A 22,739-nucleotide genomic window follows, 5' to 3' on the forward strand; every position below is an offset into this window, starting at 1 on the left:
CGGCGCGCTCGTCGTCGTCGTGGTGGCGGCCGTGTTCCTGGGCTCTCGGCTCTGGCACGCGGTGTTCGGGGCCGGCGACGACTACACCGGTAATGGCAAGCACGACATCGTGATTCAAATCCAAGACGGCGACTCCACCACCGCGGTCGGGGAGACGCTGCACAACCAGGGCGTGGTCGCCACCGTCCGGGCGTTCGTCAATGCCGCGCACGGCAACACCGCGATCAACTCCATCCAGCCCGGCTTCTACCGGATGCGCACCGAGATCCCGGCGTCCAACGCCGTCGCGCGACTGGCCGACCCCAACAGCAGGGTCGGAAAGCTGGTGATCCCGGAAGGACGCCAGCTCGACGACACCACCGACATGAAGACCAACGTGGTGACGCCGGGAATCCTGACGCTGATCTCGCGCGCCACCTGTGTGGATCTCGACGGCACCAAGCGCTGCCTGTCGGTCGACGCCCTGCGCGCCGCCGCGAGCAACAGCGCTCCCGGGGTGTTGTCGGTCCCGGCGTGGGCGGTCGAACCGGTCACCGAGCTGGGCAACGACCATCGCCGGCTCGAGGGCCTCATCGCGCCCGGAACGTTCAATGTCGATCCCTCGGCGTCGGCCGAGAACATCCTGGGCGAACTGATCAGCGCCGGCGCGGTGGAATACACGAAATCCGGGTTGGTGGACACCGCCCAGGCCATGCACCTGTCGCCCTACGACATCCTGGTGGTGGCGTCGCTGGTACAGCAGGAAGCCAACTCGCAGGACTTCCCGAAGGTGGCCCAGGTCATCTACAACCGGCTGAACGCACACCACACGCTGGAATTCGATTCGACGGTGAACTATCCGCTGGACCGCCGCGAGGTGGCCACCAGCGACGCCGACCGGGCCCAGAAGACGCCGTGGAACACCTACGTCTCCCAGGGCCTGCCCGCCACCGCGATCTGTTCGCCCGGGCTCGACGCGCTGCGCGCCGCCGAGCATCCCGAGCCGGGGGACTGGCTGTATTTCGTCACCATCGACGCCCAGGGGACGACCCTGTTCACCAGGGACTACAAGCAGCATTTGGCCAACATCGAGCTGGCTAAGCACAACGGTGTCCTCGACAGCACGCCCCGCTAGCGCGGGCCCGAGAAAGGCGGCCGTGCTCGGCTCGCCGGTCGCGCATTCGAAGTCCCCCCAACTGCACCTGGCCGCGTACCACGCACTGGGCCTCGACGGGTGGACCTATGAGCGCATCGAGTGCGGCGCCGACGAGCTGCCGGGCGTGGTCGGCGGGCTGGGTCCGGAGTGGGTCGGCGTCTCGGTGACCATGCCGGGCAAGTTCGCCGCGCTGCGGTTCGCCGACGAGCACACCGACCGCGCGGCCCTGGTCGGCTCGGCCAACACACTGGTCCGCACGCCGCGGGGCTGGCGGGCGGACAACACTGACATCGACGGCGTGAGCGGGGCGGTCGGCTCGGCCTCGGGATGGGCTCTGGTCTGTGGATCGGGCGGCACCGCGCCGGCGGCCGTCGTCGGGCTGGCCGAACTCGGCGTGCCCGGCATCACCGTCGTCGCGCGCGATCCGGAGAAGGCGGCGCGGCTGGTGGAGCTGGGCGCCACGGTCGGCGTGGCGACGCGGTTCTGCGGGCTGGACGGCCCCGACGTTCAAGCGCTGGCCGACGAGGTGGCAGCCGCGGAGGTGCTGGTCAGCACGATCCCCGCCGACGTGGCCGCGCGGTACGCCGACACGTTCGCCCCGATCCCGGTGCTGCTGGACGCCGTCTACGACCCGTGGCCCACGCCGCTGGCCGCCGCGGTGGCCGCCGCCGGCGGCCGCGTCATCAGCGGGTTGCAGATGCTGCTGCATCAGGCGTTCGCGCAGGTCGAGCAGTTCACTGGGCTACCGGCGCCGCGCGAGGCGATGACTTGCGCCGCGGAGGCGCTGGATTAGCCTGCCGCGCATGCGGATCGCGACGGCTGCGCTGGTGCTGGCCTGGCTGGTGGTGTTGAGCTGCTACGACGTCCGCGAGCGCCGGTTGCCGAACCTGCTGACCCTGCCCGGGGCCGGTGCGATCCTGCTGACCGCCGCCGTCGCCGGGCGCGGGCTGCCCGCGCTGGCCGGGGCGGCGGCGCTGACCGGGCTGTATCTGCTGGTGCACCTGATGGCTCCAGCGGGAATGGGGGCGGGCGACGTCAAGCTGGCGATCGGCGTCGGCGGGTTGACCGGATGCTTCGGCGCGGGGGTCTGGTTTGTCGCGGCGCTGGCCGCGCCGTTGCTCACCGCGCTGTGGGGCGCGGTGCGTGGCAGGCGTTCCGTGCCGCACGGTCCGTCGATGTGCGTGGCCGCCGGCGGCGCGGCCGGGTTGGCTTTTCTGGGTTGAGCCCATGGGAAGATGGACGGGTGTTGCGCTGGATCACCGCCGGGGAATCGCATGGCCGCGCGCTGGTGGCCGTGGTGGAAGGCATGGTCGCCGGCGTCGAAGTGACGTCCACCGAAATCGGCGACCAGCTGGCCCGCCGCCGGCTGGGCTATGGTCGCGGCGCGCGGATGAAGTTCGAGCGCGACGAGGTGACCATCCTGTCCGGGATACGCCATGGCGTGACCCTGGGCGGTCCCATCGCCATCGAGATCGGCAACACCGAGTGGCCGAAGTGGGAAACGGTGATGGCCACCGACCCCGTCGACCCCGCGGAACTGGAAAACAGCGCCCGCAACGAACCGCTGACCCGGCCGCGGCCCGGCCATGCCGACTACGCCGGCATGCTCAAGTACGGCTTCGATGACGCCCGGCCGGTGCTGGAGCGGGCCAGCGCCCGCGAGACCGCCGCCCGCGTCGCGGCGGGGACGGTCGCGCGGGCGTTTCTGCGCCAGGCCCTCGGTGTCGAGGTGCTCTCGCACGTCATCGCGATCGGGCCGTCGGCGCCCTACGACGGCCCGCCGCCGGGGCCACAAGACCTGCCCGCGATCGACGCCAGCCCGGTGCGCGCCTTCGACAAGGCCGCCGAGCAGGCCATGATCGCCGAGATCGAGGCGGCCAAGAAGGACGGCGACACCCTCGGCGGCGTGGTGGAAGTCGTGGCGCTGGGGCTACCGGTCGGGCTGGGGTCGTTCACCAGCGGCGACAACAAGCTCGACAGCCAGCTCGCGGCCGCGGTCATGGGCATCCAGGCGATCAAGGGTGTCGAGATCGGCGACGGTTTCGAAACCGCCCGCCGCCGCGGCAGCCGCGCCCACGACGAGATGTACCCGGGTCCCGACGGCGTCGTCCGCTCGACCAACCGGGCCGGCGGGATCGAGGGCGGCATGACCAACGGGCAGCCGTTGCGGGTGCGCGCCGCGATGAAGCCGATCTCCACCGTGCCGCGGGCGCTGGCCACCGTCGACATGGCGACCGGCGACGAGGCCGTCGCGATCCACCAGCGCTCGGATGTGTGCGCGGTGCCGGCCGCCGGAGTCGTCGTCGAGACCATGGTGGCGCTGGTGCTCGCGCGCGCGGCGCTGCAGAAGTTCGGCGGCGATTCGCTGACCGAAACCCGCCGCAACATAGACGCGTACCAGCGCGCGGTCGCCGATCGGGAGGCGCCGGCGGCCCACGCTCGATTGTTAGGGGGGTAGGCCTGCATGGCACCCAAGGCGGTACTCGTCGGATTGCCGGGCTCCGGCAAGTCCACGATCGGGCGGCGGCTGGCCAAGGCGCTGGGCGTCGGCCTGCTCGACACCGACGCCGCGATCGAGCAGCGGACCGGCCGCACCATCGCCGACATCTTCGCCGCCGACGGGGAGCAGGAGTTCCGCCGCATCGAGGAAGAGGTGGTGCGTGCGGCGCTGGCCGAGCACGACGGCGTGCTGTCGCTCGGCGGGGGAGCTGTCACCAGCCCGGGGGTGTGCGAGGCGCTCGCCGGGCACACCGTCGTCTACCTGGAGATCAGCGCCCGGGAAGGGGTGCGGCGCACCGGCGGCAACACGGTCCGGCCGTTGCTGGCCGGGCCGGACCGCGCCGAGAAATTCCGCGCGCTGATGGCCAAGCGGGTGCCGTTGTACCGGCGCGTCGCGACCATCCGCGTCAACACCAACCGCCGCAATCCCGGCGCGGTGGTCCGCCACATCGTCTCCCAGCTGCAGGCCCCCGCCCACGATTCCTGCAGGGCCGCAACATGACCGACACCCCCGCACCGGTCACCGTGCAGGTGGCCGTCGATCCGCCGTACCCGGTGGTGATCGGCACCGGGCTGCTGGGTGAGTTGGTCGACCTGCTGTCCGACCGGCATCGCGTCGCGATCCTGCACCAACCGGTGCTGGCGGAGACCGCGGAGGTGATGCGAAGTCACTTGGCCGACAAGGGCGTTGACGCGCATCGCATCGAAATCCCCGACGCCGAGGCGGGCAAGGACCTGCCCGTCGTGGGATTCATCTGGGAAGTGTTGGGCCGCATCGGGATCGGCCGCAAAGACGCACTGGTCAGCCTCGGCGGCGGCGCGGCCACCGACGTCGCCGGTTTCGCGGCGGCCACCTGGCTGCGCGGTGTCGACATCGTGCACGTGCCCACCACGCTGCTGGGCATGGTCGACGCGGCCGTCGGCGGCAAGACCGGCATCAACACCGACGCAGGCAAGAACCTCGTCGGCGCGTTTCACCAGCCGCTGGCCGTCCTCGCCGACCTGGCGACGCTGGAAACGTTGCCGCACAACGAAATCGCCGCGGGGATGGCCGAAGTGGTCAAGGCGGGATTCATCGCCGACCCGGTGATCCTCGACCTCATCGAAGCGGACCCGCAGGCCGCGCTGGATCCGGCCGGTGCGGTGCTGCCCGAGCTGATCCGGCGCGCCGTCGCCGTGAAGGCGGAGGTCGTCGCCGCCGACGAGAAGGAATCGGAGCTGCGCGAAATCCTGAACTACGGGCACACTTTGGCCCACGCGATCGAGCGCCGCGAGCGCTATCAGTGGCGGCACGGCGCCGCGGTGTCGGTGGGACTGGTGTTCGCCGCTGAGCTGTCGCGGCTGGCCGGCCGGCTGGACGACGCCACCGCGCAGCGGCACCGCACCATCCTGACGTCGCTCGGGTTGCCGGTCAGCTACGACGCCGACGCCCTGCCGCAGCTGCTGGAATACATGGCCGGTGACAAGAAGACCCGGGCCGGCGTGCTGCGGTTTGTGGTCCTCGACGGGCTGGCCAAGCCGGGCCGGTTGGTGGGGCCGGATCCGGGGCTGCTGGTAACCGCCTACTCGGGACTGGATAACTCATGACGGTGACGGTGCATGTCCTCAACGGCCCCAACCTCGGCCGGCTGGGCCGGCGCGAGCCCGACGTCTACGGCGACACCACCCACGAGCAGCTGGCCGAGCTGATCGAGCGCGAGGCCGCCGAACTCGGGCTCAAAGCCGTTGTGCGCCAAAGCGATAACGAAGGCCAGCTGCTGGACTGGATTCATCTGGCCGCCGATGCCGGTGAACCCGTGATCCTCAACGCCGGCGGGCTGACGCATACGTCGGTGGCGCTGCGCGACGCCTGCGCCGAATTGCGCGCACCCCTGATCGAGGTGCACATCTCCAATGTGCATGCGCGCGAAGAGTTCCGGCGCCACTCCTACATCAGCCCGGTCGCGACCGGAGTGATCGTCGGCCTGGGAGTCCAGGGCTACCTGCTCGCCCTGCGCTACCTGGCCAGCGACTGAGCGCTATTCCTTTTCCGAGCCCGGCTTGGCGTGCCTCGGGTCGGTGCGGATCGTCTCGGTCTTCGCGTCGTCGCCGGCCGTCGGGATCGTCTCGGTGGGCGCTTCGCGCCCGGCCGTCGGGATCGACTCGGTCGGGGCGTCCCGCGCGGGGGGGCCCCCCGCCGCGGTCCGCTCCTCGGTCTGGGCCTGCGCCGGTATCTCGCCGGTCGGCGCCTCGTCGGCGCGAACGGCGGTGAAGACGTCGGTGTCGGAGTCCCGTTCCTTCGCGGCGAGGCCGTGGTGTTTCTCCGGCTCTTTCTCGTACTGCCGGTCCACGCGCCAGCGGCCGATCGTCACCCCGATGATGCCGGACAGGAACACGACGAGCGCGGTGAACGCCGCGAACGTCGTCAGCTCGTTGAGCAGCCCCCCGGTGTACAGGCCCTTGTAGAACAGGCCGATGAGCCAGGAGACGGCCCCGCTGACGACCCCGGCGACCAGGCCGGCCAGCAGCCAGGTCATCGCCAGGTCCTGCCGGCGGTCCGGATCCCGGTTGGCCGTGGCGTCGGCCCGGCCGTCGGTCACACCCCATATGGCCGTGCCGATGATGAACAGGAGCAGCAGCACCACGCTGATCCAAGCGGCCCATTCTTGCCAAGCGTTGATCATCGCCCCCTGCAGCAAGCGAACGATTACCATTCCCGCGGCTAGCCCCAATCCGCGCAGCATCCAGTTGCTCATGGGGGAAAAGCGTAGCGAGTACCGTCAAGACCTGTGACACATTCCCAGCGTCGAGGAAATCTGAAAGCGCAAATCCGGGCCGGCGGGCTGGACGCGATGCTGGTCACAGACCTGATCAACGTGCGCTACCTGTCGGGTTTCTCCGGGTCGAACGGCGCGTTGCTGGTCTTCGCCGACGATCGGGTGCCCATTTTGGCCACCGACGGTCGCTATCGCACCCAGGCGGCCGAGCAGGCACCCGACCTCGAAATCGCGATCGAGCGGGCGCTCGGGCGTCACCTGGTCGGTCAGGCCGCCGACGGCGGCGTGCGCAAGCTGGGCTTCGAAAGCAACGTGGTCACCGTCGACGGGTTCGACGCGCTCACCGGTGAGCTGGAGACCCGCGGCGGGGAAACCGAGCTGGTGCGCGCGGCGGGCACGGTCGAGGCACTGCGCGAGGTCAAAGACGCCGGCGAGCTGGCGCTGCTGCGGCTGGCCTGCGAGGCGGCCGATGCCGCGCTCGAGGATCTGGTGGCGCGCGGTGGCCTGCGGCCCGGACGAACGGAGCGCGAGGTCAGCCGCGAGCTGGAGGGCCTGATGCTCGACCATGGCGCCGACGCGATCTCGTTCGAGACGATCGTGGCCGCGGGCCCGAATTCCGCGATTCCGCACCACCGCCCGACCGACGCCGTGCTGGCCGACGGCGATTTCGTCAAGATCGACTTCGGCGCGCTGGTCGCCGGCTATCACTCGGACATGACGCGCACCTTCGTGCTGGGCAAGGCCGCCGACTGGCAGCTGGAGATCTATCGGCTGGTCGCCGACGCGCAGCGGGCCGGCCGGGAGGCGTTGCGGCCGGGCGCCGGCCTGCGCGAGGTCGACGCCGCGGCACGCCAGCTGATCGCCGACGCCGGTTATGGGGAGAACTTCGGCCATGGCCTGGGACATGGCGTGGGCCTGCAGATCCACGAGGCGCCGGGCATCGGGGCCACCTCGGCCGGCACGCTGCGCGCGGGCTCCGTCGTGACCGTCGAGCCGGGCGTCTACCTGCCCGGCCGTGGCGGTGTTCGCATCGAGGACACGTTGGTGGTGGCCGATGGACCGTCGGAGGACGGCGCCGGCCCGACTCCGGAGCTGCTGACCCGCTTCCCCAAGGAATTGGCGGTGCTCTCATGACGACGGTGAAGCAAGCGAGACCGTGGGTTCGGCTGTCCACCGGCGCGCTGGCCGCGGGGCTGGCCGTGTCCGCCCTCGGCCTGGCCGGCATCGCGGAGGCGGCGCCGGCGCCCACCAACCACTGGTGCCCGGGCCAGCAGTGGGACCCGGCCTGGGGCACCAACTACCACTGGGACTGGAACCAGTGCCACGACTGGCAGGGCCCCGCTCCGGCGGGCTGGGGACCCTGGGGACCCCCGCCGCCATGGGCGCCGCCGCCACCACCGCCACCGGCGTGGGCGCCGCAGGCTCACCTGATGTGGAACCCGACCGTCGGTCAATGGGGCTTCTTCAACAACGGCATCTGGACGTCGATCTAGCCGAGCGGCCCGCGCGGCCGAAATTTCTGCGGCCGTAGGATGTTCCACAGCATCCCGGCCATTTATGAGGAGATTCACCGACCGTGGCGAGCACTGCCGACTTCAAGAACGGCCTTGTCCTGGTAATCGACGGACAGCTGTGGACCATCACCGAGTTCCAGCACGTCAAACCCGGCAAGGGCCCGGCGTTCGTGCGCACCAAGCTGAAGAACGTCCTCTCCGGCAAGGTCGTCGACAAGACCTACAACGCCGGGGTGAAGGTGGAGACCGCCACGGTCGACCGCCGCGATACCACCTACCTCTACCGCGACGGCTCGGACTTCGTGTTCATGGACAGCCAGGACTACGAGCAGCACCACCTGCCCGATTCCCTGGTCGGCGACGATGCGCGGTTCCTGCTGGAGGGCCTGCCGGTGCAGGTGGCGTTCCACGACGGGTCGCCGCTGTACATCGAGCTGCCGGTGTCGGTCGAGCTCGAGGTCACCCACACCGAACCGGGCCTGCAGGGTGACCGCTCCAGCGCCGGCACCAAGCCGGCCACCCTGGAGACCGGCGCGCAGATCCAGGTGCCGCTGTTCATCAACACCGGAGACAAGCTGAAGGTCGACTCGCGCGACGGCAGCTACCTGGGACGCGTCAACGCGTGAGCAGGCCCGCCCGGCCTGTCAAAGGGCGCCATCAGGCCCGCAAACGCGCCGTCGACCTGTTGTTCGAGGCCGAGGCCCGCGGCCTGAGCCCGGCCGAGGTCGTCGACGTCCGCACCGCGCTGGCCGAGGCGAAACCGGATGTGGCACCGCTGCCGGCGTACACCCAGGCCGTGGCCCGCGGCGTCGGCGACCAGATGGCGCACATCGACGACCTGATCAGCTCGCACCTGCAGGGCTGGACCCTGGACCGGCTGCCCGCGGTGGATCGCGCCATCCTGCGGGTCTCGGTGTGGGAGCTGCTGTATGCCGACGACGTGCCGGAGCCGGTCGCCGTCGACGAGGCCGTGCAGCTGGCCAAGGAGCTCTCCACCGACGATTCGCCGGGATTCATCAACGGCGTGCTGGGCCAGGTCATGCTGGTCACGCCGCAGATCCGGGCGGCCGCCCAGGCCCTTGGTGGGCCCGAGAAGTGACCCGGCTGGAGCTGCGCGTCGTCGTCGCCGCCTGCCTGGCCGCGACGGTGGTGCTGGGCGCGGTGGTGTGTGCCGCCTACGGCTGGACCATCGTCGCGTCGGTGCTCTCGATCTACGCGCTGGGCGTCGGGGCCTGGCTGTATCACTCGATCGAGCGCCTGATCGTGGCCCGCCGCATCAGCACGGTCCGCTCGGCGGCCAAGCCGCTGCAGCCGCTGTTGCCGGTGATGGCCGCCCTCATGGGCCTGACGCAGGCCGTGGTGCGCTCGCTCACCGATGTCACCGACCTCCCGGGCCGCCGCTGGGAGCTTCCGGTGCTGAAGTGGGTGGACAACACCCGCGCCAACCGGCGGGTAATAGAGGGTGACGACGAGTCGGACAGCTGACCGCCGCCCCCGAATCCTGGGCGAAAAGATTCCGTGCGCACCGCAGGCGGGTGACAATACTTGCTGGATCACTTGCTGGATCCCGCGGAAGGTGACGACATGACCCGAGACAGTGCCCATCCGCGGCGACTTCGCGTCTCCGCGCTGGCGGCCGTCGCCAACCCGTCGTACACCCGCGTCGACACGTGGAACCTGCTCGACGACGCCTGCCGTCACCTCGCCGAGGTCGACCTCGCGGGACTGGACATCGCCCATGACATGGCGCGGGTGAAGCGTTTGATGGACCGCATCGGCGCCTACGAGCGGTACTGGCTGTATCCGGGCGCGGAGAATCTGGCGACCTTCCGCGCGCACCTGGAGAGCAAGTCCACGGTGCGGCTGTCCGAGGAGGTGTCGCTGGCCGCGCGGCTGCTGTGCGAATACGGCGACCGCGCAGGGCTTTTCGACACGTCCGCCCCGCTGGCCGACCAGGAGCTGGTGGCGCGGGCCAAGCAGCAGCAGTTCTACACCGTGCTGCTCGCCGACGACGCCCCGATGACCGCGCCCGACAGCCTGGCGGAATGTCTGCGGGCGCTGCGCTCCGCGTCCGACGACGTCCAGTTCGAGCTGCTGGTCGTGCCCAGCGTCGAGGACGCCATCACCGCCGTCGCGCTCAATGGCGAGATCCAGGCCGCGATCATCCGCCACGACCTGCCGCTGCGGTCGCGCGACCGGGTGCCGCTGATGAACACGCTGCTCGGGCCGAACGATTCGGCGGCGGGCGGTGTGGTACCCGATTGCCCGGACGACTGGGTCGAATGCGGCGAGTGGATCCGCGAACTGCGGCCCCACATCGACCTTTACCTGCTCACCGACGAGTCGATCGCGGCGGGCAACATTGACGAGCCGGATGTCTACGACCGGACGTTCTACCGGCTCAACGACGTCACCGACCTGCACAGCACCGTGCTCGCGGGTCTGCGGAACCGGTTCGCCACACCGTTTTTCGACGCGTTGCGGGCCTATGCGGCTGCACCGGTCGGTCAGTTTCACGCCCTTCCCGTCGCCCGGGGCGCCAGCATCTTCAATTCCAAGTCGCTGCAGGACATGGGAGAGTTCTACGGCCGCAACATCTTCATGGCCGAGACGTCGACCACCTCGGGTGGCCTGGACTCGCTGCTGGACCCGCACGGCAACATCAAGAAGGCGATGGACAAGGCCGCGAAAACGTGGAACGCCGACCACACCTACTTCGTCACCAACGGAACCTCGACGGCCAACAAGATCGTCGTGCAGTCCCTGACCCGGCCGGGCGACATCGTCCTGATCGACCGCAACTGCCACAAGTCGCATCACTACGGCCTGGTGCTGGCCGGCGCGTATCCGCTGTACCTCGACGCATATCCGTTGCCGCAGTTCGCGATTTACGGGGCGGTGTCGCTGGAGACGATCAAGAAGACGCTGCTGGACCTCGAGGCGGCCGGGCAGCTGCACCGGGTGCGCATGCTGTTGCTCACCAACTGCACGTTCGACGGCGTCGTCTACAACCCGCGCCGCGTGATGGAGGAGGTGCTGGCGATCAAGCCGGACATCTGCTTCCTGTGGGACGAGGCGTGGTACGCGTTCGCCACCGCCGTGCCGTGGGCCCGGCAGCGCACCGCCATGGTGTCCGCCGATCGCCTCTACCAGATGCTGTCGTCGCCGGAATACGCTGAGGAATACCGCAATTGGGCCGCCTCCATGCAGGGCGTCGACCGGTCCGAGTGGCTGCACCGCCGGCTGCTGCCCGACCCCGCGGCCGCGCGGGTCCGGGTATACGCGACGCACTCCACGCACAAGTCGTTGTCGGCGCTTCGGCAGGCGTCGATGATCCACGTGCGCGACCAGGATTTCAACGCGCGCGCCCGCGACGCGTTCGGGGAGGCGTTCCTGACACACACCTCGACCTCGCCCAACCAGCAACTCCTCGCGTCGCTGGACCTGGCGCGCCGGCAGGTGGACATCGAGGGATTCCAACTGGTCCGGCTGGTCTACAACATGGCGCTGACCTTCCGAGGCCGGGTCCGCAAGGACCGGCTGATCAGCAAGTGGTTCCGCATCCTCGACGAGTCGGACCTGGTGCCCGACGAGTTCCGGGCATCCCATGTCAGCTCGTTCCGCCAGGTCGTACAGGGCGCGCAGGCCGAGTGGAACGAGGCGTGGCGCTCCGACGAGTTCGTGCTGGATCCGACGCGGGTCACGCTGTTCGTCGGCAAGACCGGGATGAACGGATACGACTTCCGCGAGAAGATCCTGATGGAGCGGTTCGGCATCCAGATCAACAAGACGTCGATCAACAGCGTGCTGCTGATCTTCACGATCGGCGTGACGTGGTCCAGCGTGCATTATCTGCTCGACGTGCTGCGCCGGATCGCCACCGATTTCGACCACATCCAGAACGCCGCCAGCGCCGCCGACTGGTCGCTGCACGACCGCCACGTCGAGGAGATCACCCAGGACCTGCCGCACCTGCCGGACTTCAGCGAGTTCGACATCGCCTTCCGTCCCGTCGACGCCTGCGCGTTCGGTGACACGCGGTCGGCTTTCTACGCGGGATACGAGGAGTCCGACCGCGAGTACGTACTGATCGGCACTGCCGGGCGACGTCTGGCCGAGGGCAAGACCCTGGTGTCCACCACGTTCGTGGTGCCCTACCCGCCCGGTTTCCCGGTGCTGGTCCCCGGTCAGGTGGTCTCCAAGGAGATCGTCTACTTCCTGGCCCAGCTCGACGTGAAGGAGATTCACGGGTACAACCCGGAACTCGGGTTGTCGGTGTTCACCCCGGAGGCGCTGGCCCGCATGGAGGCGCAACGTAACGCGGCGATGGCGGCGGTGGGTTCGGCGTTCCCGGTCTTCGAGCTGCCTTCGGATGCCAAGGCCATCAACGGCGCAACCACCTCTCCCAACGGGGGTTCTACTCACGGGGATCGCAAAGGCGGTGTCTCGTCCGAGGTGGCGCAATAGCCGATCGCGCCAGGGTTTTTCCTGGTCGCGGCCAAATACGGACCGGCGCAATAAACTGATCCGCCCGCCGGCGCCACACTCGCCGGCCCCCAATGTGCCCGCGACCGGCATTAGCGTGACGGCGTGGCCGACGCCATACCGATCTCGCGTCTCGAGGGCTCCCGGGCCAACCGTGCCCGCCGGGCCGCCGACGTGTTGCGTCAGCAGATTCACGCGGGCGCCTACGCCGACGGGCTGCCCGCCGAAAACGACTTGGCGGCCGAATTCCTGGTCTCGCGCAACACGATTCGCGAGGCGCTGGGCATCCTGAAGAACGAGGGGCTGATCGACCGCGGCCCCAAAGTCGGCACGCATGTGGCCCAGCGCAAATACGACCATCGGCTCGACGCGCTGCTGGGACTGAAGGAAACGTTCAAAGACCTCGGCGAAGTTCGCAACGAGGTGCGGGCGGCGATGCCGGTGACGGCGCCGCCGTTGGTGGCCCGCCGCCTGGGGCTGCAACCCGGCGACGAGGCGGTGTTCGTCGAGCGGTTGCGCTACCTCGGAGACCTGCCGCTGAGTCTCGACCTGACCTACCTCGCCCCGGACATCGGAAGCCGCATCCTGGGCCATCACCTGGAAACCAACGACCTGTTCGCCCTCATCGAGCAGGTGAGCGGGCAGCGGCTGGGTTCGGCGTCGTTGGCGCTGGAAGCCATCCCCGCCGACGCGCACTCGGCGGCCGCGCTCCAGGTGCCCGACGGGGCCGCGCTGCTCATGCTGGAGCGGCTCACCAGCCTCGACGACGGCAGGCCCGTCGACCTGGAGTACATCCGGATGCGAGGCGATCGAATCACCATGCGCGGCAACCTGATAAGGAGCAATCCATGACCCTGGTCAACCACCGCGCCGACGTGCCCGTGACGATCGACGAATCGCTGTGCATCGACGGCTGCACCCTGTGCGTGGAGATCTGTCCGCTTGATGCGCTGGCCATCAACCCCGACACCGGGAAGGCCTACATGCACGTCGACGAATGCTGGTACTGCGGCCCGTGCGCGGCCCGCTGCCCGACCGGCGCCGTCACCGTCAACATGCCCTACCTCCTACGCTGATGAAACGCCAAGCCACACGGCTGATCTCGATGGCAGCCGTTATCGTCGCCGCCGTCTCGGGCTGCTCGCTGGAATCGCTGTCGCAGTCATCCGGCGTGGTCAACGTCGTCGTGGGCTATCAGTCCAAGACCATCAACACCGTGACCGCGGGCACGCTGCTGCGCGCCCAGGGCTACCTGGAGCGCCGGCTCGCCGACATCACCACCCGCACCGGCACCAAATACGCGGTGCGGTGGCAGGACTACGACACCGGCGCCCCGATCACCGCGCAGATGCTCGCCGAGAAGATCGACATCGGCTCGATGGGTGACTACCCGATGCTGATCAACGGCTCCAAGACGCAGGCCAATCCGCTGGCCCGCACCGAGATGGTGTCCGTCACCGGCTACAACCCCAAGGGCGCGCTGAACATGGTGGTGGTCGCGCCCAATTCGCCTGCCACCGGGCTAGCCGACCTGGCCGGTGCGAAGGTCTCGGCCAGCGTCGGCTCGGCCGGGCACGGCACCCTGGTGCGCGCGCTGGACAAGGCCCGGATCAACGGCGTCGAGGTGCTCAACCAGCAACCTCAGATCGGTGCGTCCGCTCTGGAATCCGGTCAGGTACAGGCACTTTCGCAGTTCGTCGCCTGGCCCGGGCTGCTCGTCTTCCAGGGCAAGGCCAAGCTGCTCTACGACGGGGCCGAGCTGAACGTACCCACCCTGCACGGCGTGGTGGTGCGGCGGTCGTATGCGTCGGCGCATCCGGAGGTGCTGGCGGCCTTCCTGCAGGCCCAGCTGGACGCCACCGATTTCCTCAACGCCAAGCCGCTGGAGGCGGCCCGCATTGTGTCCCAAGCGGCCGGGCTTGCGCAGGAAGTGGTTTATCTCTACAACGGTCCCGGCGGCACGTCGTTCGACACCACCCTGAAACCGTCGCTGGCCGACGCGCTGAAAAACGATGTGCCCTACCTGAAGTCGATCGGCGACTTCGCCGACCTCGACGTTTCCGGGTTCGTCCAAGACGAGGCGCTGCGCGCGGTGTTCGCGGCCCGCGGCCTGAACTACGACGCGGCCCGGGCGGCCACCGCCAACCCCTCGGCGCTGCGCGGCGATCCCGCCCAGGCGAGCGAATTGTGGCTGGACGGATCCGACGCGACGCAAACGTTCGCCGACCCGACCGGCCTGCTGCGGGCGGTCCGGGACGCGACCGCGCGCGGCGCCAAGGTCCGGGCGGCGTACGTTCCCGACGCCGAGCTGGGCACCCGCTGGTTCGCCGACAAGGCGGCCTGGGTGCGCGACGGCCAGAAATTCCTGCCCTTCGGCACCCCGGCCGGGGCGCGTCGCTACCTCGCCGCGCACCCGGGCAGCGTGACCGTGAATTACCAAGAGGCACTGGGAGGTTCGGTATGACCTTAGATGCAAGCCCGACATTGATCGAACCGGTTGTCGGGGCGGCCACGTTGCCGACATTCGCGCGGCCGCGGCGGATCGCCTCGCTATGGCGGTCGCGGCTGCTGCAGGTGGCGTCGGTGGCAGCCGCCATCGGAGTGTGGCAGGTGCTCACCGCCGGCAAGGTGCGGCTGCTGCTGCGATTCGACACATTGCCGACCGTCACCCAGATCGTGACCGCGCTGCACCGCCGGCTCGGCGCCTACGAGTACTGGCTCGACCTGGCGCAGTCGTTGATCCGCATCCTCACCGGCTTCGGGCTGGCCGCGGTGATCGGCGTCGCGACGGGTGTACTGCTGGGCCGCTCGCGATTGTTCGCCGACCTGTTCGGCCCGCTGGCGGAGCTGGCCAGGCCCATTCCCGCCATCGCGCTGGTGCCGGTCGCGATCCTGCTGTTCCCCACCGACGAGGCCGGCATCGTGTTCATCACCTTTCTCGCGGCCTACTTTCCGATCATGGTCAGCACCCGGCACGCGGTGCGCGCGCTGCCCACGTTGTGGGAGGACTCGGTGCGGACCCTGGGCGGCGGCCGGTGGGAGGTGCTGCGGCAGGTCGTGCTGCCGGGCATCCTGCCCGGAGTGTTCGGCGGTCTGTCGGTCGGCATGGGCGTCGCCTGGATCTGCGTGATCTCCGCGGAGATGATCTCCGGCCGCCTCGGGGTGGGCTATCGCACCTGGCAGGAGTACACCGTGCTGGCCTACCCCCAGGTTTTCGTCGGCATCATCACCATCGGGGTGCTGGGCTTCTCGACGGCCGCGGCCGTCGAACTGGTGGGCCGGCGGGTGACGCGCTGGCTGCCGCGTGCACAGGCGCAGTCGCGGTGACCGCGACAAATCGGGGCATGAGCCTCGAGCTGGATCGGGTTCGGTTGTCCTACACCGGAACCCCGGTCATCGACGGGTTGAGCCTGGCGGTGCGGCCGGGGGAGATCCTGGTGCTCACCGGGCCCTCGGGCTGCGGCAAGTCGACGGTGCTGCGCGCGCTGGCTGGCCTGCTGTCACCCGACGACGGGCGGGTGCTGGCCGACGGCGTACCGGTCACCACCACTTCGGGCGACCGCGGCATGGTGTTCCAGGACAACGCGTTGCTGCCGTGGCGCACCGTGCGGTCCAACATCGAACTGGCGCTGCGGCTGCGCGGCGAACCGCGCGCCACCCGGCGCGCGGCGGCCGAGCGCTGGATCGACGAGCTCGAGCTCCGCGGCTTCGGCGACTACCTGCCCAAGAGCCTCTCGGGCGGCATGCGCCAGCGCGTCCAGCTGGCCCGCGGCCTGGCCGGAGCCCCGCGCGCGGTGATGATGGACGAGCCGTTCGGGGCGCTGGACACCCAAACCCGCGCCGCCATGCAGCGATTGCTCATCGAAACCTGGCGCACCCACCCGACGACGATCGTCTTCGTCACGCACGACGTGGACGAGGCGCTGGCGCTGGGGGACCGGATCGTGGTGCTGGGCCGTGCCGCCGAACCCGTTCGCGCGGCGCTGGATGTGCCCGAACCGCGCAGCGGCCGCCCCGAGCACGAATTGCGCGCGGAAATCATTGCCGCCCTGAACCATTCGGTGGCGGCCTGATGCAGATTCCGGATCTGGCGCCGGTCCGCCTCGACTGTGACGTGCTGGTGATCGGCGGCGGCACCGCCGGCACGATGGCGGCGCTGTCCGCCGCGGAGCACGGCGCGCGGGTGCTGCTGCTGGAGAAGGCGCACGTGCGGCACTCCGGCGCGCTGGCGATGGGCATGGACGGCGTCAACAACGCCGTCATCCCCGGCAAGGCCGAACCGGAGGATTACGTCGCGGAGATCACCCGCGCCAACGACGGAATCGTCAACCAGCGCACCGTCTATCAGACGGCGTCGCGCGGGTTCGCGATGGTGCAGCGGCTGGAGCGCTACGGGGTGAAGTTCGAGAAGGACGAGCACGGCGAGTACGCGGTGCGCCGGGTGCACCGCTCGGGCTCGTACGTGCTGCCCATGCCCGAGGGCAAGGACGTCAAGAAGGCGCTGTATCGCGTGCTGCGGCAGCGGTCGATGCGCGAGAAGATCCGCATCGAGAACCGCCTGATGCCGGTGCGCGTGCTGGTGCAGGACGGCCGGGCCGTCGGCGCCGCCGCCTTGCACACGCGCACCGGTGAGTTCTACGCGATCGGCGCCAAGGCGGTCGTCCTGGCGACGGGGGCGTGCGGCCGGCTCGGTCTGCCCGCCTCGGGTTACCTGTACGGCACGTATGAGAACCCGACCAACGCCGGCGACGGGTACGCGATGGCCTACCACGCGGGCGCGGAGCTGTCGGGAATCGAGTGCTTCCAAGTCAATCCGCTGATCAAGGACTACAACGGCCCGGCCTGCGCGTACGTGGCCAATCCGTTCGGCGGCTACCAGGTCAACGCCCTGGGGGAGCGGTTCGTCGACTCCGACTACTGGTCGGGGCAGATGATGGCCGAGGTCAAGAGCGAGATCGACTCCGCGCGCGGGCCCATCTACCTCAAGGTGTCGCACCTGCCCGACGAGACGCTGACCGCGCTGGAGAACATCCTGCACACCACCGAACGGCCGACCCGCGGCACGTTCCACGCTAACCGCGGGCATGACTACCGCACCCATGACGTAGAGATGCATATCTCCGAAATCGGCTTGTGCAGCGGCCATTCCGCGTCCGGGGTCTGGGTCGACGAACACGCACGCACCACGGTGCCCGGGTTGTACGCCGCGGGGGACCTGGCCTGCGTGCCGCACAACTACATGATCGGGGCGTTCGTGTTCGGCGACCTCGCCGGCACGCACGCCGCATCGACGCTGGGCGAAGTCCCTGCGCCACAGGACCTCCCGGACGATCAGCTGGCCGACGCCCACGAGCTGATCTACCGGCCGCTGCGGCACCCGGACGGGCCTCCGCAGCCGCAGGTGGAATACAAGCTGCGCCGCTTCGTCAACGACTATGTCGCGCCCCCGAAGACGGCGGCCAAGCTGTCCATCGCGGTGCGCACGTTCGACCGGATGCGCGGCGAGATCGCCGAGATCGGCGCCCACAACCCCCATGAGCTGATGCGCGCGGTGGAGGTGTCGTTCATCCGCGACTGCGCCGAGATGGCGGCGCGGTCGTCGCTGACCCGGACCGAGTCGCGGTGGGGCCTCTACCACGACCGCGCCGACCTGCCCGGGCGCGACGACAGCCAATGGGGCTATCACCTCAACCTGCGCAAGGGGACCGACGGCGCGATGGTGTTCCTCAAGCGCCCGGTGGCCCCGTATTTCGTGTCGGTGCCCGAGCTAGACGGCCTGCCGCCGGTGGATCAGACGGTCCACGAGGTGGAGCAGCCGCCGCTCGTGGGTGGTCAAGCCCCGGCCACCGCCGTCTCCCGAATCGTTTCGTCGGCAACGGTATTCGAACCGCCGTCGCCGCGCATCGCCGAGGTCCTCGCGCTGGAGGAGCCGACGATCGCCGACCTGCAGCCCTACCTGCGCGACGGGGATCCAGGGGTGCGCCGAACCGCGGTGGCCACGCTCACCGAGCACATGCCCGACGGATACGCGCCGGCGCTGTTCGCCGCGCTGGACGACGCCGATGCCGGGGTGCGCCGCACCGCCGCCGAGGGCATTCGCGAGCTCGTCGAAGTGCTGCCCGACCCGGCCACGGCCCGCGCGCACCTGTCCTCCCGCGACATGGTGGTGCGCGCGGCGTCGGTGTATCTGCTCGCGGCGCGCCGCGCCGGTGCGGCCGGCCAATATCGCCGCGCGCTCGAGGATCCCGACCATCGGGTGCGCATCGAGGCGGTGCGGGCGTTGGTGTCGGTCGACGACGTGGCCGGGGTCGTCGCTGCCACCGGCGACGAGAGCCGGGAGGTCCGCATCGCGGCGGCCGCCGGCCTGGCCACGCTGCGCGGCGGCCACGACGCGGTGGCCGTGCTTGTCGGCGACCCGGATCCGCTGGTGCGCGCGGCGGCGCTGGCCGCGCTGGGCGAATTAGGCTGCGGCGAAGGTGATTTCGCCGCCGTCGAAAAGGCGTTGCGGGCACCTGCCTGGCAGGTGCGCGAAGGCGCGGCCCGGGCGCTCAAGGGCGCATCAGCCGAACTCGCCGTCCCCCGGTTGGCCGAGGCGCTCGCCGACGCCCACCTCGATGTGCGCAAGGCCGCGGTGCTCAGCCTCACCCGGTGGGCCGGCGAACCCGCCGCCCGCGATGCGCTCGGGATCGCGCTCAAGGACGGCGACGCCGACGTGCGGGCCTACGCACGCCGGGCCCTGGAGGAGGGATAAGGCGTCGTCGTCGCTCAGCGATGGCCCAGCGATACGTTCGGCGCCGTGCCGGCCGCGATCAGTTGGTCGGCAACAACTTTGGCCTCGTCGACGGGGATGGCGAAGCCCACGCCGATCCAGCCCGTCGGACCGCCCGGATGAGTCGCGTTCATCGTTGCGATCGCAGAATTGAGCCCTATCAACGCACCGGTTGTGTCGATCAATGCGCCTCCGGAGCTGCCGGGGCTCATCGTGGCGTCCGTTTGGATCGCGTCAAGCACGGCATTACCGCTACCGGGGCCGACGATGCCCGACACCGGGCGGTGCAGCGCGCTGATGACCCCGGTGGTGACGGTGCCGTCCAGCCCGAGCGGCGCGCCGATGGCGATCACGTTTTGGCCCACATGAAGCCCGGCCGACGTTCCCATCGTGATCGGGCGCAGACCCGAAATGCCTTGCACGCGAACGACTGCGATGTCGGTCGAGGTATCGGCGCCGACGATGGCGAACGGCGCGGAGCGGCCGTCGGCGAAAGTCGCGGCGGTCTGGACCGCCATACCGGTTTGACGCGGATCGGGCGCTGCCACAACGTGATTGTTGGTGAGAATGAATCCGTCGGCGCTCAGGACTACCCCGGAGCCCTCCTCGGTCTGATCGCCGATCGCCGTCTCCAGTTTGACCACGCTGGGAATCGCCCTGGCCGCCGCCTGCTCGACGGTTGCGGCCGCTGTACCGGCCGGCGGTTGGGTGGGCGCTGCCGGGGCGCTGACGGTGGGCGCGGCTGGGCGGAGTTCGACGACGCTGAAGGCGCCGACGGCGCCCGAGAACAGGGCAAGCGCCGCGGCGCCGAGGAGGAACCCGAACCGAGATCGCAGCCAGAGCACCCCACGTGACCGGTGTGGTCGCGGTGTTTCGTGGCGGCCGCCAGTCAATTCATGGCTGCCCGCGGGCCATTCGTGGCGGCCCACAGTGCGCAGGGGCCCGGTATGGGCATCGGTCGTCATCGTTAGCATCCGTAACACGTGTCGAATGCCCGTTTTTCGTCCGAAGAAACATCTACCGCAAGGCCTTGGCGTACAGCAGGGCGTCCAGCGGCTCGGGGGCGATGGTGGGGTACACGGCGTACCGAGTCAGCCGGCCCTCCAGCTCGAACCCGGCCCGCAGCAGCACCCGGGCCGACCGCTCGTTGTCGACATGGCAGGTGGCCCAGACGCGGTACACGCCCCGATCGGCCTGCAGCGCGTTCATCAGCAGGCCGAGCACCTCGGTCATGAATCCCTTGCCCCACCACCGCCGGCCGATGCAGTAGCCGATCTCGACCGAGTGCGGCACCGGGCGCCGGCAGCTGGTGAGTCCGATGACTTCGTCGCTGTGCCGCAACGCGATGGCCCACGTCCGTTCGTCGTCGCTGACGTTGAGCTTCTCGGCGATCACCCGCCGTGTCGCCGCCACGTCCTGGTGCGGCGTCCACTTCAGGTACTTGGTGACCTTCGGGTCGCGGGCGACCCGTTGGTAGAGCGCGCCGGCGTCGTCGAGCACGGGCGGGCGCAGCAGCAGCCGCGGCCCGGCGATGCGGTCAGGCGGGTAGTCGACCATCGCGTCAGAGCCCGAGCGCCTGATAGGTGCGGCGGACGAATTTCGGTTGCACCGATTGGAGTTTCGCCAGCGACGTGTTGCCGGCGATCGCCGCGGCCACGTCCGCGGACATGTCGGGCAGGTTCTGGACCAGATACAGCAGGATCAGGTCCGCGGTCGGGTCGGCCTGCCACCAGGTGCCGTAGGCGCCGGGCCAGCTGAAGGTGCCGAGCCCGCCCGGCCCGAACAGCGGCGCGCTCTTGGCCGGATCGGTCACCACCGACAGGTTCAGCCCGAAGCCGCGGCCCACCCAATAGGGCGCGCCCAGGAAGTTGTGCCGCTTTTGGTCGTCGGTGAGCCGGTCGGTGCGCATCATGCGGGCCGACTCCGGCGACAGCACCCGCACGCCGTCGACGGTCCCCTCGCCGAGCAGCATCCGCACGAAGCGCAGGTAGTCGTCGGCGGTCGACCACAGCCCGCCGCCGGCGTTGGGGAAGGACGGTGGCTTGATGTGCGGCGGCCCCATCGCGTCGTGGTGCAGCTGTCCCTGCCCGTCGAGCCGGTACATGGTCGCCGCGCGCCGGCGCCCTTCGGGGGACACGAAGAACCCGGTGTCGGGCATGCCCACCGGGCCCAGGACCCGTTCGTCGAGCACCTGGTGGAACGGCTTCCCCTCGATGCGGGAAGCGATGACTCCCAACAGGTCTATGGAATGGCTGTAGGTCAATCGGTCTCCGGGCTGGTGGACCAGTGGCAGCTTGGCCAGCTCGGCCAGCCAGGCGTCGGGGCCCTGGTTGAACGGCAGCCGCACGTAGGCCTTGGCGATCGGCCCGGACACCGAGAAGCCGTAGGCCAGGCCGCTGGTGTGGGTGAGCAGGTCCTCGATCAGGATGGCCCGGCCCAGCGGATGCGTCCGGTCCAGCGGACCGTGCGGGTCGTCGAGCACCCGCACGTCAGCCAGTTCGGGCGCCCAGCGCGTGATCGGATCCGTCAGCGCCAGCTTGCCCTCGTCGACCAGGCTCATCACCGCGGCCACCGTGACGGGCTTGGTCATCGACGCGATGCGAAACAGGGTGTCGCGCTGCATCGACAGGCCGGCGTCGACGTCGCGGTATCCGATCTCGTTGAGCTGCAGCACTTCTCCGCGCTGCCACACCACCGTCAACGCGCCGGCGAGCAGGCCGGCGTCGCAGGCCTCGCGGAGGGAGGCCGCATTGCCGTCAAGATTCACCCCGTCGAGACTAATGTGGCGGTCGCTGGGCCTAAGCGCCGGCCGGACGGCAGGCACGCGAAAGGACGTCCTCGATCGTTTCTGCGTTCGCGTGTGGATCGCGCAGCCGCGCCGGACAGCGCCCCCACAGCAGCAGCGGCAGCTCGTGGGGCTGCAGCTCGATCGCTACGTCGGTGCCGTCCTGGGCCATCGAAAGTTCTTCCCCTGGTGTCACAGCCACCCCGGGCCGACCAGCGCTCCGCAGAACCATTGGCCGCGAGACCAAGTCAGATCTGCGCCATCGCCGCGCTTCCGCCAACGTGGGCATCGCATCGAACACCGCAAGCGCATGGGTAACCATTGCCGGATCGGAGAGCGAGCGGATGCTGACATCGTCGTCGCCGACCAGATCCCATCGGTGCAGCACCGCTTCGCTATGGCTGTGCATGCGAAGCCGTTCGCCGGTCATGGCCCACCCCGTGTACATGATCGTGTCGTCCTCATCGAGGCCTGCCACAGCGGACTCGAAGCGAACGGCGTGCTGCACCAGCCGTTCTCGAAGCACGGCGTCGGGCATTGCCCGAAATGGCGGCTCGCGTTCTTCCCATGACCGCGTCGCCCTTGTGGGCTCACCCGCGAGGTGCTCCTCGATCAGGTTGGCTCGCTCCTCGGCGGCGGCCGCGACGTGCGCGGCGAGCTCGTGGGCGCTCCAGGCGGAGCACCACGTGGGCGCCGTCGGCTGTAAGCGGGACAAGCTCGAAATGAGCGCGCGCATGGCTTGGTCGCGCAGGCTCGCGGCGGCCTCCATGGCGTCCAGCCAACAGATAACCGGGTC

Annotated in this window: 24 protein-coding genes; 19 read left to right on the forward strand and 5 right to left on the reverse strand. The window is 69.6% G+C overall.

The window, feature by feature from the left end:
* The 7 genes from mltG to aroQ all read left to right on the forward strand — a co-directional run.
* Positions 1-1,114: endolytic transglycosylase MltG (gene mltG, locus A5747_RS13450; RefSeq protein WP_142245579.1), on the forward strand; the 1,114-nt coding region annotated here is incomplete at its 5' end.
* The gene (locus A5747_RS13455) at positions 1,089-1,928 is read left to right on the forward strand and encodes a shikimate dehydrogenase (RefSeq protein WP_076124937.1); all 840 of its coding nucleotides are present in this window, start codon (positions 1,089-1,091) and stop codon (positions 1,926-1,928) included. The genes mltG and A5747_RS13455, both read left to right, overlap by 26 nt.
* Positions 1,929-1,938: 10 nt before the next feature.
* The gene (locus A5747_RS13460; protein ID WP_076124940.1) at positions 1,939-2,358 is read left to right on the forward strand and encodes an A24 family peptidase; all 420 of its coding nucleotides are present in this window, start codon (positions 1,939-1,941) and stop codon (positions 2,356-2,358) included.
* Between the two features lie 20 nt (positions 2,359-2,378).
* Positions 2,379-3,593, forward strand: coding sequence for a chorismate synthase (aroC, locus tag A5747_RS13465; RefSeq protein ID WP_076124942.1), 1,215 nt, complete (start codon positions 2,379-2,381; stop codon positions 3,591-3,593).
* Between the two features lie 6 nt (positions 3,594-3,599).
* Complete coding sequence (locus A5747_RS13470) at positions 3,600-4,136, forward strand: shikimate kinase (protein WP_076124945.1); 537 nt, start codon at positions 3,600-3,602, stop codon at positions 4,134-4,136.
* The gene (gene aroB / locus A5747_RS13475; protein ID WP_076124947.1) at positions 4,133-5,221 is read left to right on the forward strand and encodes a 3-dehydroquinate synthase; all 1,089 of its coding nucleotides are present in this window, start codon (positions 4,133-4,135) and stop codon (positions 5,219-5,221) included. The genes A5747_RS13470 and aroB overlap by 4 nt, the downstream gene beginning before the upstream one ends.
* Positions 5,218-5,649, forward strand: a complete 432-nt coding sequence (aroQ, locus tag A5747_RS13480) for a type II 3-dehydroquinate dehydratase (RefSeq protein WP_076064777.1) — start codon at positions 5,218-5,220, stop codon at positions 5,647-5,649. Before aroB ends, aroQ begins: the two co-directional genes overlap by 4 nt.
* Positions 5,650-5,652: 3 nt before the next feature.
* On the opposite strand, the gene A5747_RS13485 is transcribed toward aroQ, so the two are convergent.
* The gene (locus tag A5747_RS13485) at positions 5,653-6,369 is read right to left on the reverse strand and encodes a B-4DMT family transporter (protein ID WP_076124950.1); all 717 of its coding nucleotides are present in this window, start codon (positions 6,367-6,369) and stop codon (positions 5,653-5,655) included.
* A 33-nt stretch (positions 6,370-6,402) separates the two neighbouring features.
* Here A5747_RS13485 and A5747_RS13490 point away from each other — a divergent pair, with 33 nt between their 5' ends.
* The 12 genes from A5747_RS13490 (at position 6,403) to A5747_RS13545 (ending at position 19,140) form a co-directional block, all read left to right on the forward strand.
* Positions 6,403-7,524, forward strand: a complete 1,122-nt coding sequence (locus A5747_RS13490; protein WP_076124953.1) for a Xaa-Pro peptidase family protein — start codon at positions 6,403-6,405, stop codon at positions 7,522-7,524.
* Entirely contained in the window at positions 7,521-7,883 is a 363-nt protein-coding gene (locus tag A5747_RS13495; RefSeq protein ID WP_076124955.1) for a hypothetical protein, read from the forward strand. The genes A5747_RS13490 and A5747_RS13495 overlap by 4 nt, the downstream gene beginning before the upstream one ends.
* Before the next feature lie 83 nt (positions 7,884-7,966).
* The gene (efp, locus tag A5747_RS13500) at positions 7,967-8,530 is read left to right on the forward strand and encodes an elongation factor P (RefSeq protein ID WP_076124957.1); all 564 of its coding nucleotides are present in this window, start codon (positions 7,967-7,969) and stop codon (positions 8,528-8,530) included.
* Positions 8,527-9,003 (forward strand): transcription antitermination factor NusB, encoded by a 477-nt coding sequence (gene nusB, locus A5747_RS13505; protein WP_076124960.1) that lies wholly within the window; start codon positions 8,527-8,529, stop codon positions 9,001-9,003. Before efp ends, nusB begins: the two co-directional genes overlap by 4 nt.
* A complete protein-coding gene (locus A5747_RS13510) occupies positions 9,000-9,389 on the forward strand; it encodes an antitermination protein NusB (protein ID WP_076124962.1) in 390 nt (129 codons plus the stop codon). Before nusB ends, A5747_RS13510 begins: the two co-directional genes overlap by 4 nt.
* 99 nt (positions 9,390-9,488) lie before the next feature.
* Complete coding sequence (locus A5747_RS13515; protein WP_076125090.1) at positions 9,489-12,371, forward strand: aminotransferase class I/II-fold pyridoxal phosphate-dependent enzyme; 2,883 nt, start codon at positions 9,489-9,491, stop codon at positions 12,369-12,371.
* A gap of 135 nt (positions 12,372-12,506) precedes the next feature.
* Entirely contained in the window at positions 12,507-13,241 is a 735-nt protein-coding gene (locus A5747_RS13520; protein ID WP_369805098.1) for a GntR family transcriptional regulator, read from the forward strand.
* Positions 13,238-13,465, forward strand: a complete 228-nt coding sequence (locus A5747_RS13525; RefSeq protein ID WP_076124966.1) for a ferredoxin family protein — start codon at positions 13,238-13,240, stop codon at positions 13,463-13,465. Before A5747_RS13520 ends, A5747_RS13525 begins: the two co-directional genes overlap by 4 nt.
* On the forward strand, positions 13,465-14,853 hold the full coding sequence (locus tag A5747_RS13530) for an ABC transporter substrate-binding protein (protein ID WP_076124969.1): 1,389 nt from the start codon (positions 13,465-13,467) through the stop codon (positions 14,851-14,853). The genes A5747_RS13525 and A5747_RS13530 overlap by 1 nt, the downstream gene beginning before the upstream one ends.
* Positions 14,850-15,716, forward strand: coding sequence for an ABC transporter permease (locus tag A5747_RS13535; protein ID WP_076124971.1), 867 nt, complete (start codon positions 14,850-14,852; stop codon positions 15,714-15,716). Before A5747_RS13530 ends, A5747_RS13535 begins: the two co-directional genes overlap by 4 nt.
* 17 nt (positions 15,717-15,733) lie before the next feature.
* Entirely contained in the window at positions 15,734-16,462 is a 729-nt protein-coding gene (locus A5747_RS13540; protein ID WP_076124974.1) for an ABC transporter ATP-binding protein, read from the forward strand.
* Complete coding sequence (locus tag A5747_RS13545) at positions 16,462-19,140, forward strand: fumarate reductase/succinate dehydrogenase flavoprotein subunit (RefSeq protein ID WP_076124976.1); 2,679 nt, start codon at positions 16,462-16,464, stop codon at positions 19,138-19,140. The genes A5747_RS13540 and A5747_RS13545 overlap by 1 nt, the downstream gene beginning before the upstream one ends.
* A gap of 14 nt (positions 19,141-19,154) precedes the next feature.
* Here A5747_RS13545 and A5747_RS13550 read toward each other — a convergent pair whose 3' ends face one another.
* The 4 genes from A5747_RS13550 to A5747_RS13565 are packed head-to-tail and all read right to left on the reverse strand — an operon-like array spanning position 19,155 to position 22,712.
* On the reverse strand, positions 19,155-20,123 hold the full coding sequence (locus A5747_RS13550; protein ID WP_076124979.1) for a S1C family serine protease: 969 nt from the start codon (positions 20,121-20,123) through the stop codon (positions 19,155-19,157).
* A 52-nt stretch (positions 20,124-20,175) separates the two neighbouring features.
* Positions 20,176-20,715 carry a GNAT family N-acetyltransferase gene (locus A5747_RS13555; protein ID WP_076124982.1) on the reverse strand — a complete coding sequence of 180 codons (540 nt, stop codon included), beginning with the start codon at positions 20,713-20,715 and terminating at the stop codon, positions 20,176-20,178.
* A gap of 4 nt (positions 20,716-20,719) precedes the next feature.
* Positions 20,720-21,925, reverse strand: a complete 1,206-nt coding sequence (locus tag A5747_RS13560; protein WP_076124984.1) for a serine hydrolase — start codon at positions 21,923-21,925, stop codon at positions 20,720-20,722.
* A 31-nt stretch (positions 21,926-21,956) separates the two neighbouring features.
* Positions 21,957-22,712, reverse strand: coding sequence for a maleylpyruvate isomerase N-terminal domain-containing protein (locus A5747_RS13565; protein WP_076124986.1), 756 nt, complete (start codon positions 22,710-22,712; stop codon positions 21,957-21,959).
* Positions 22,713-22,739: the final 27 nt, after the last annotated feature.

Origin of the sequence: Mycobacterium sp. IS-836 (assembly GCF_001954275.1) — a bacterium.
Lineage (GTDB): Bacteria > Actinomycetota > Actinomycetes > Mycobacteriales > Mycobacteriaceae > Mycobacterium.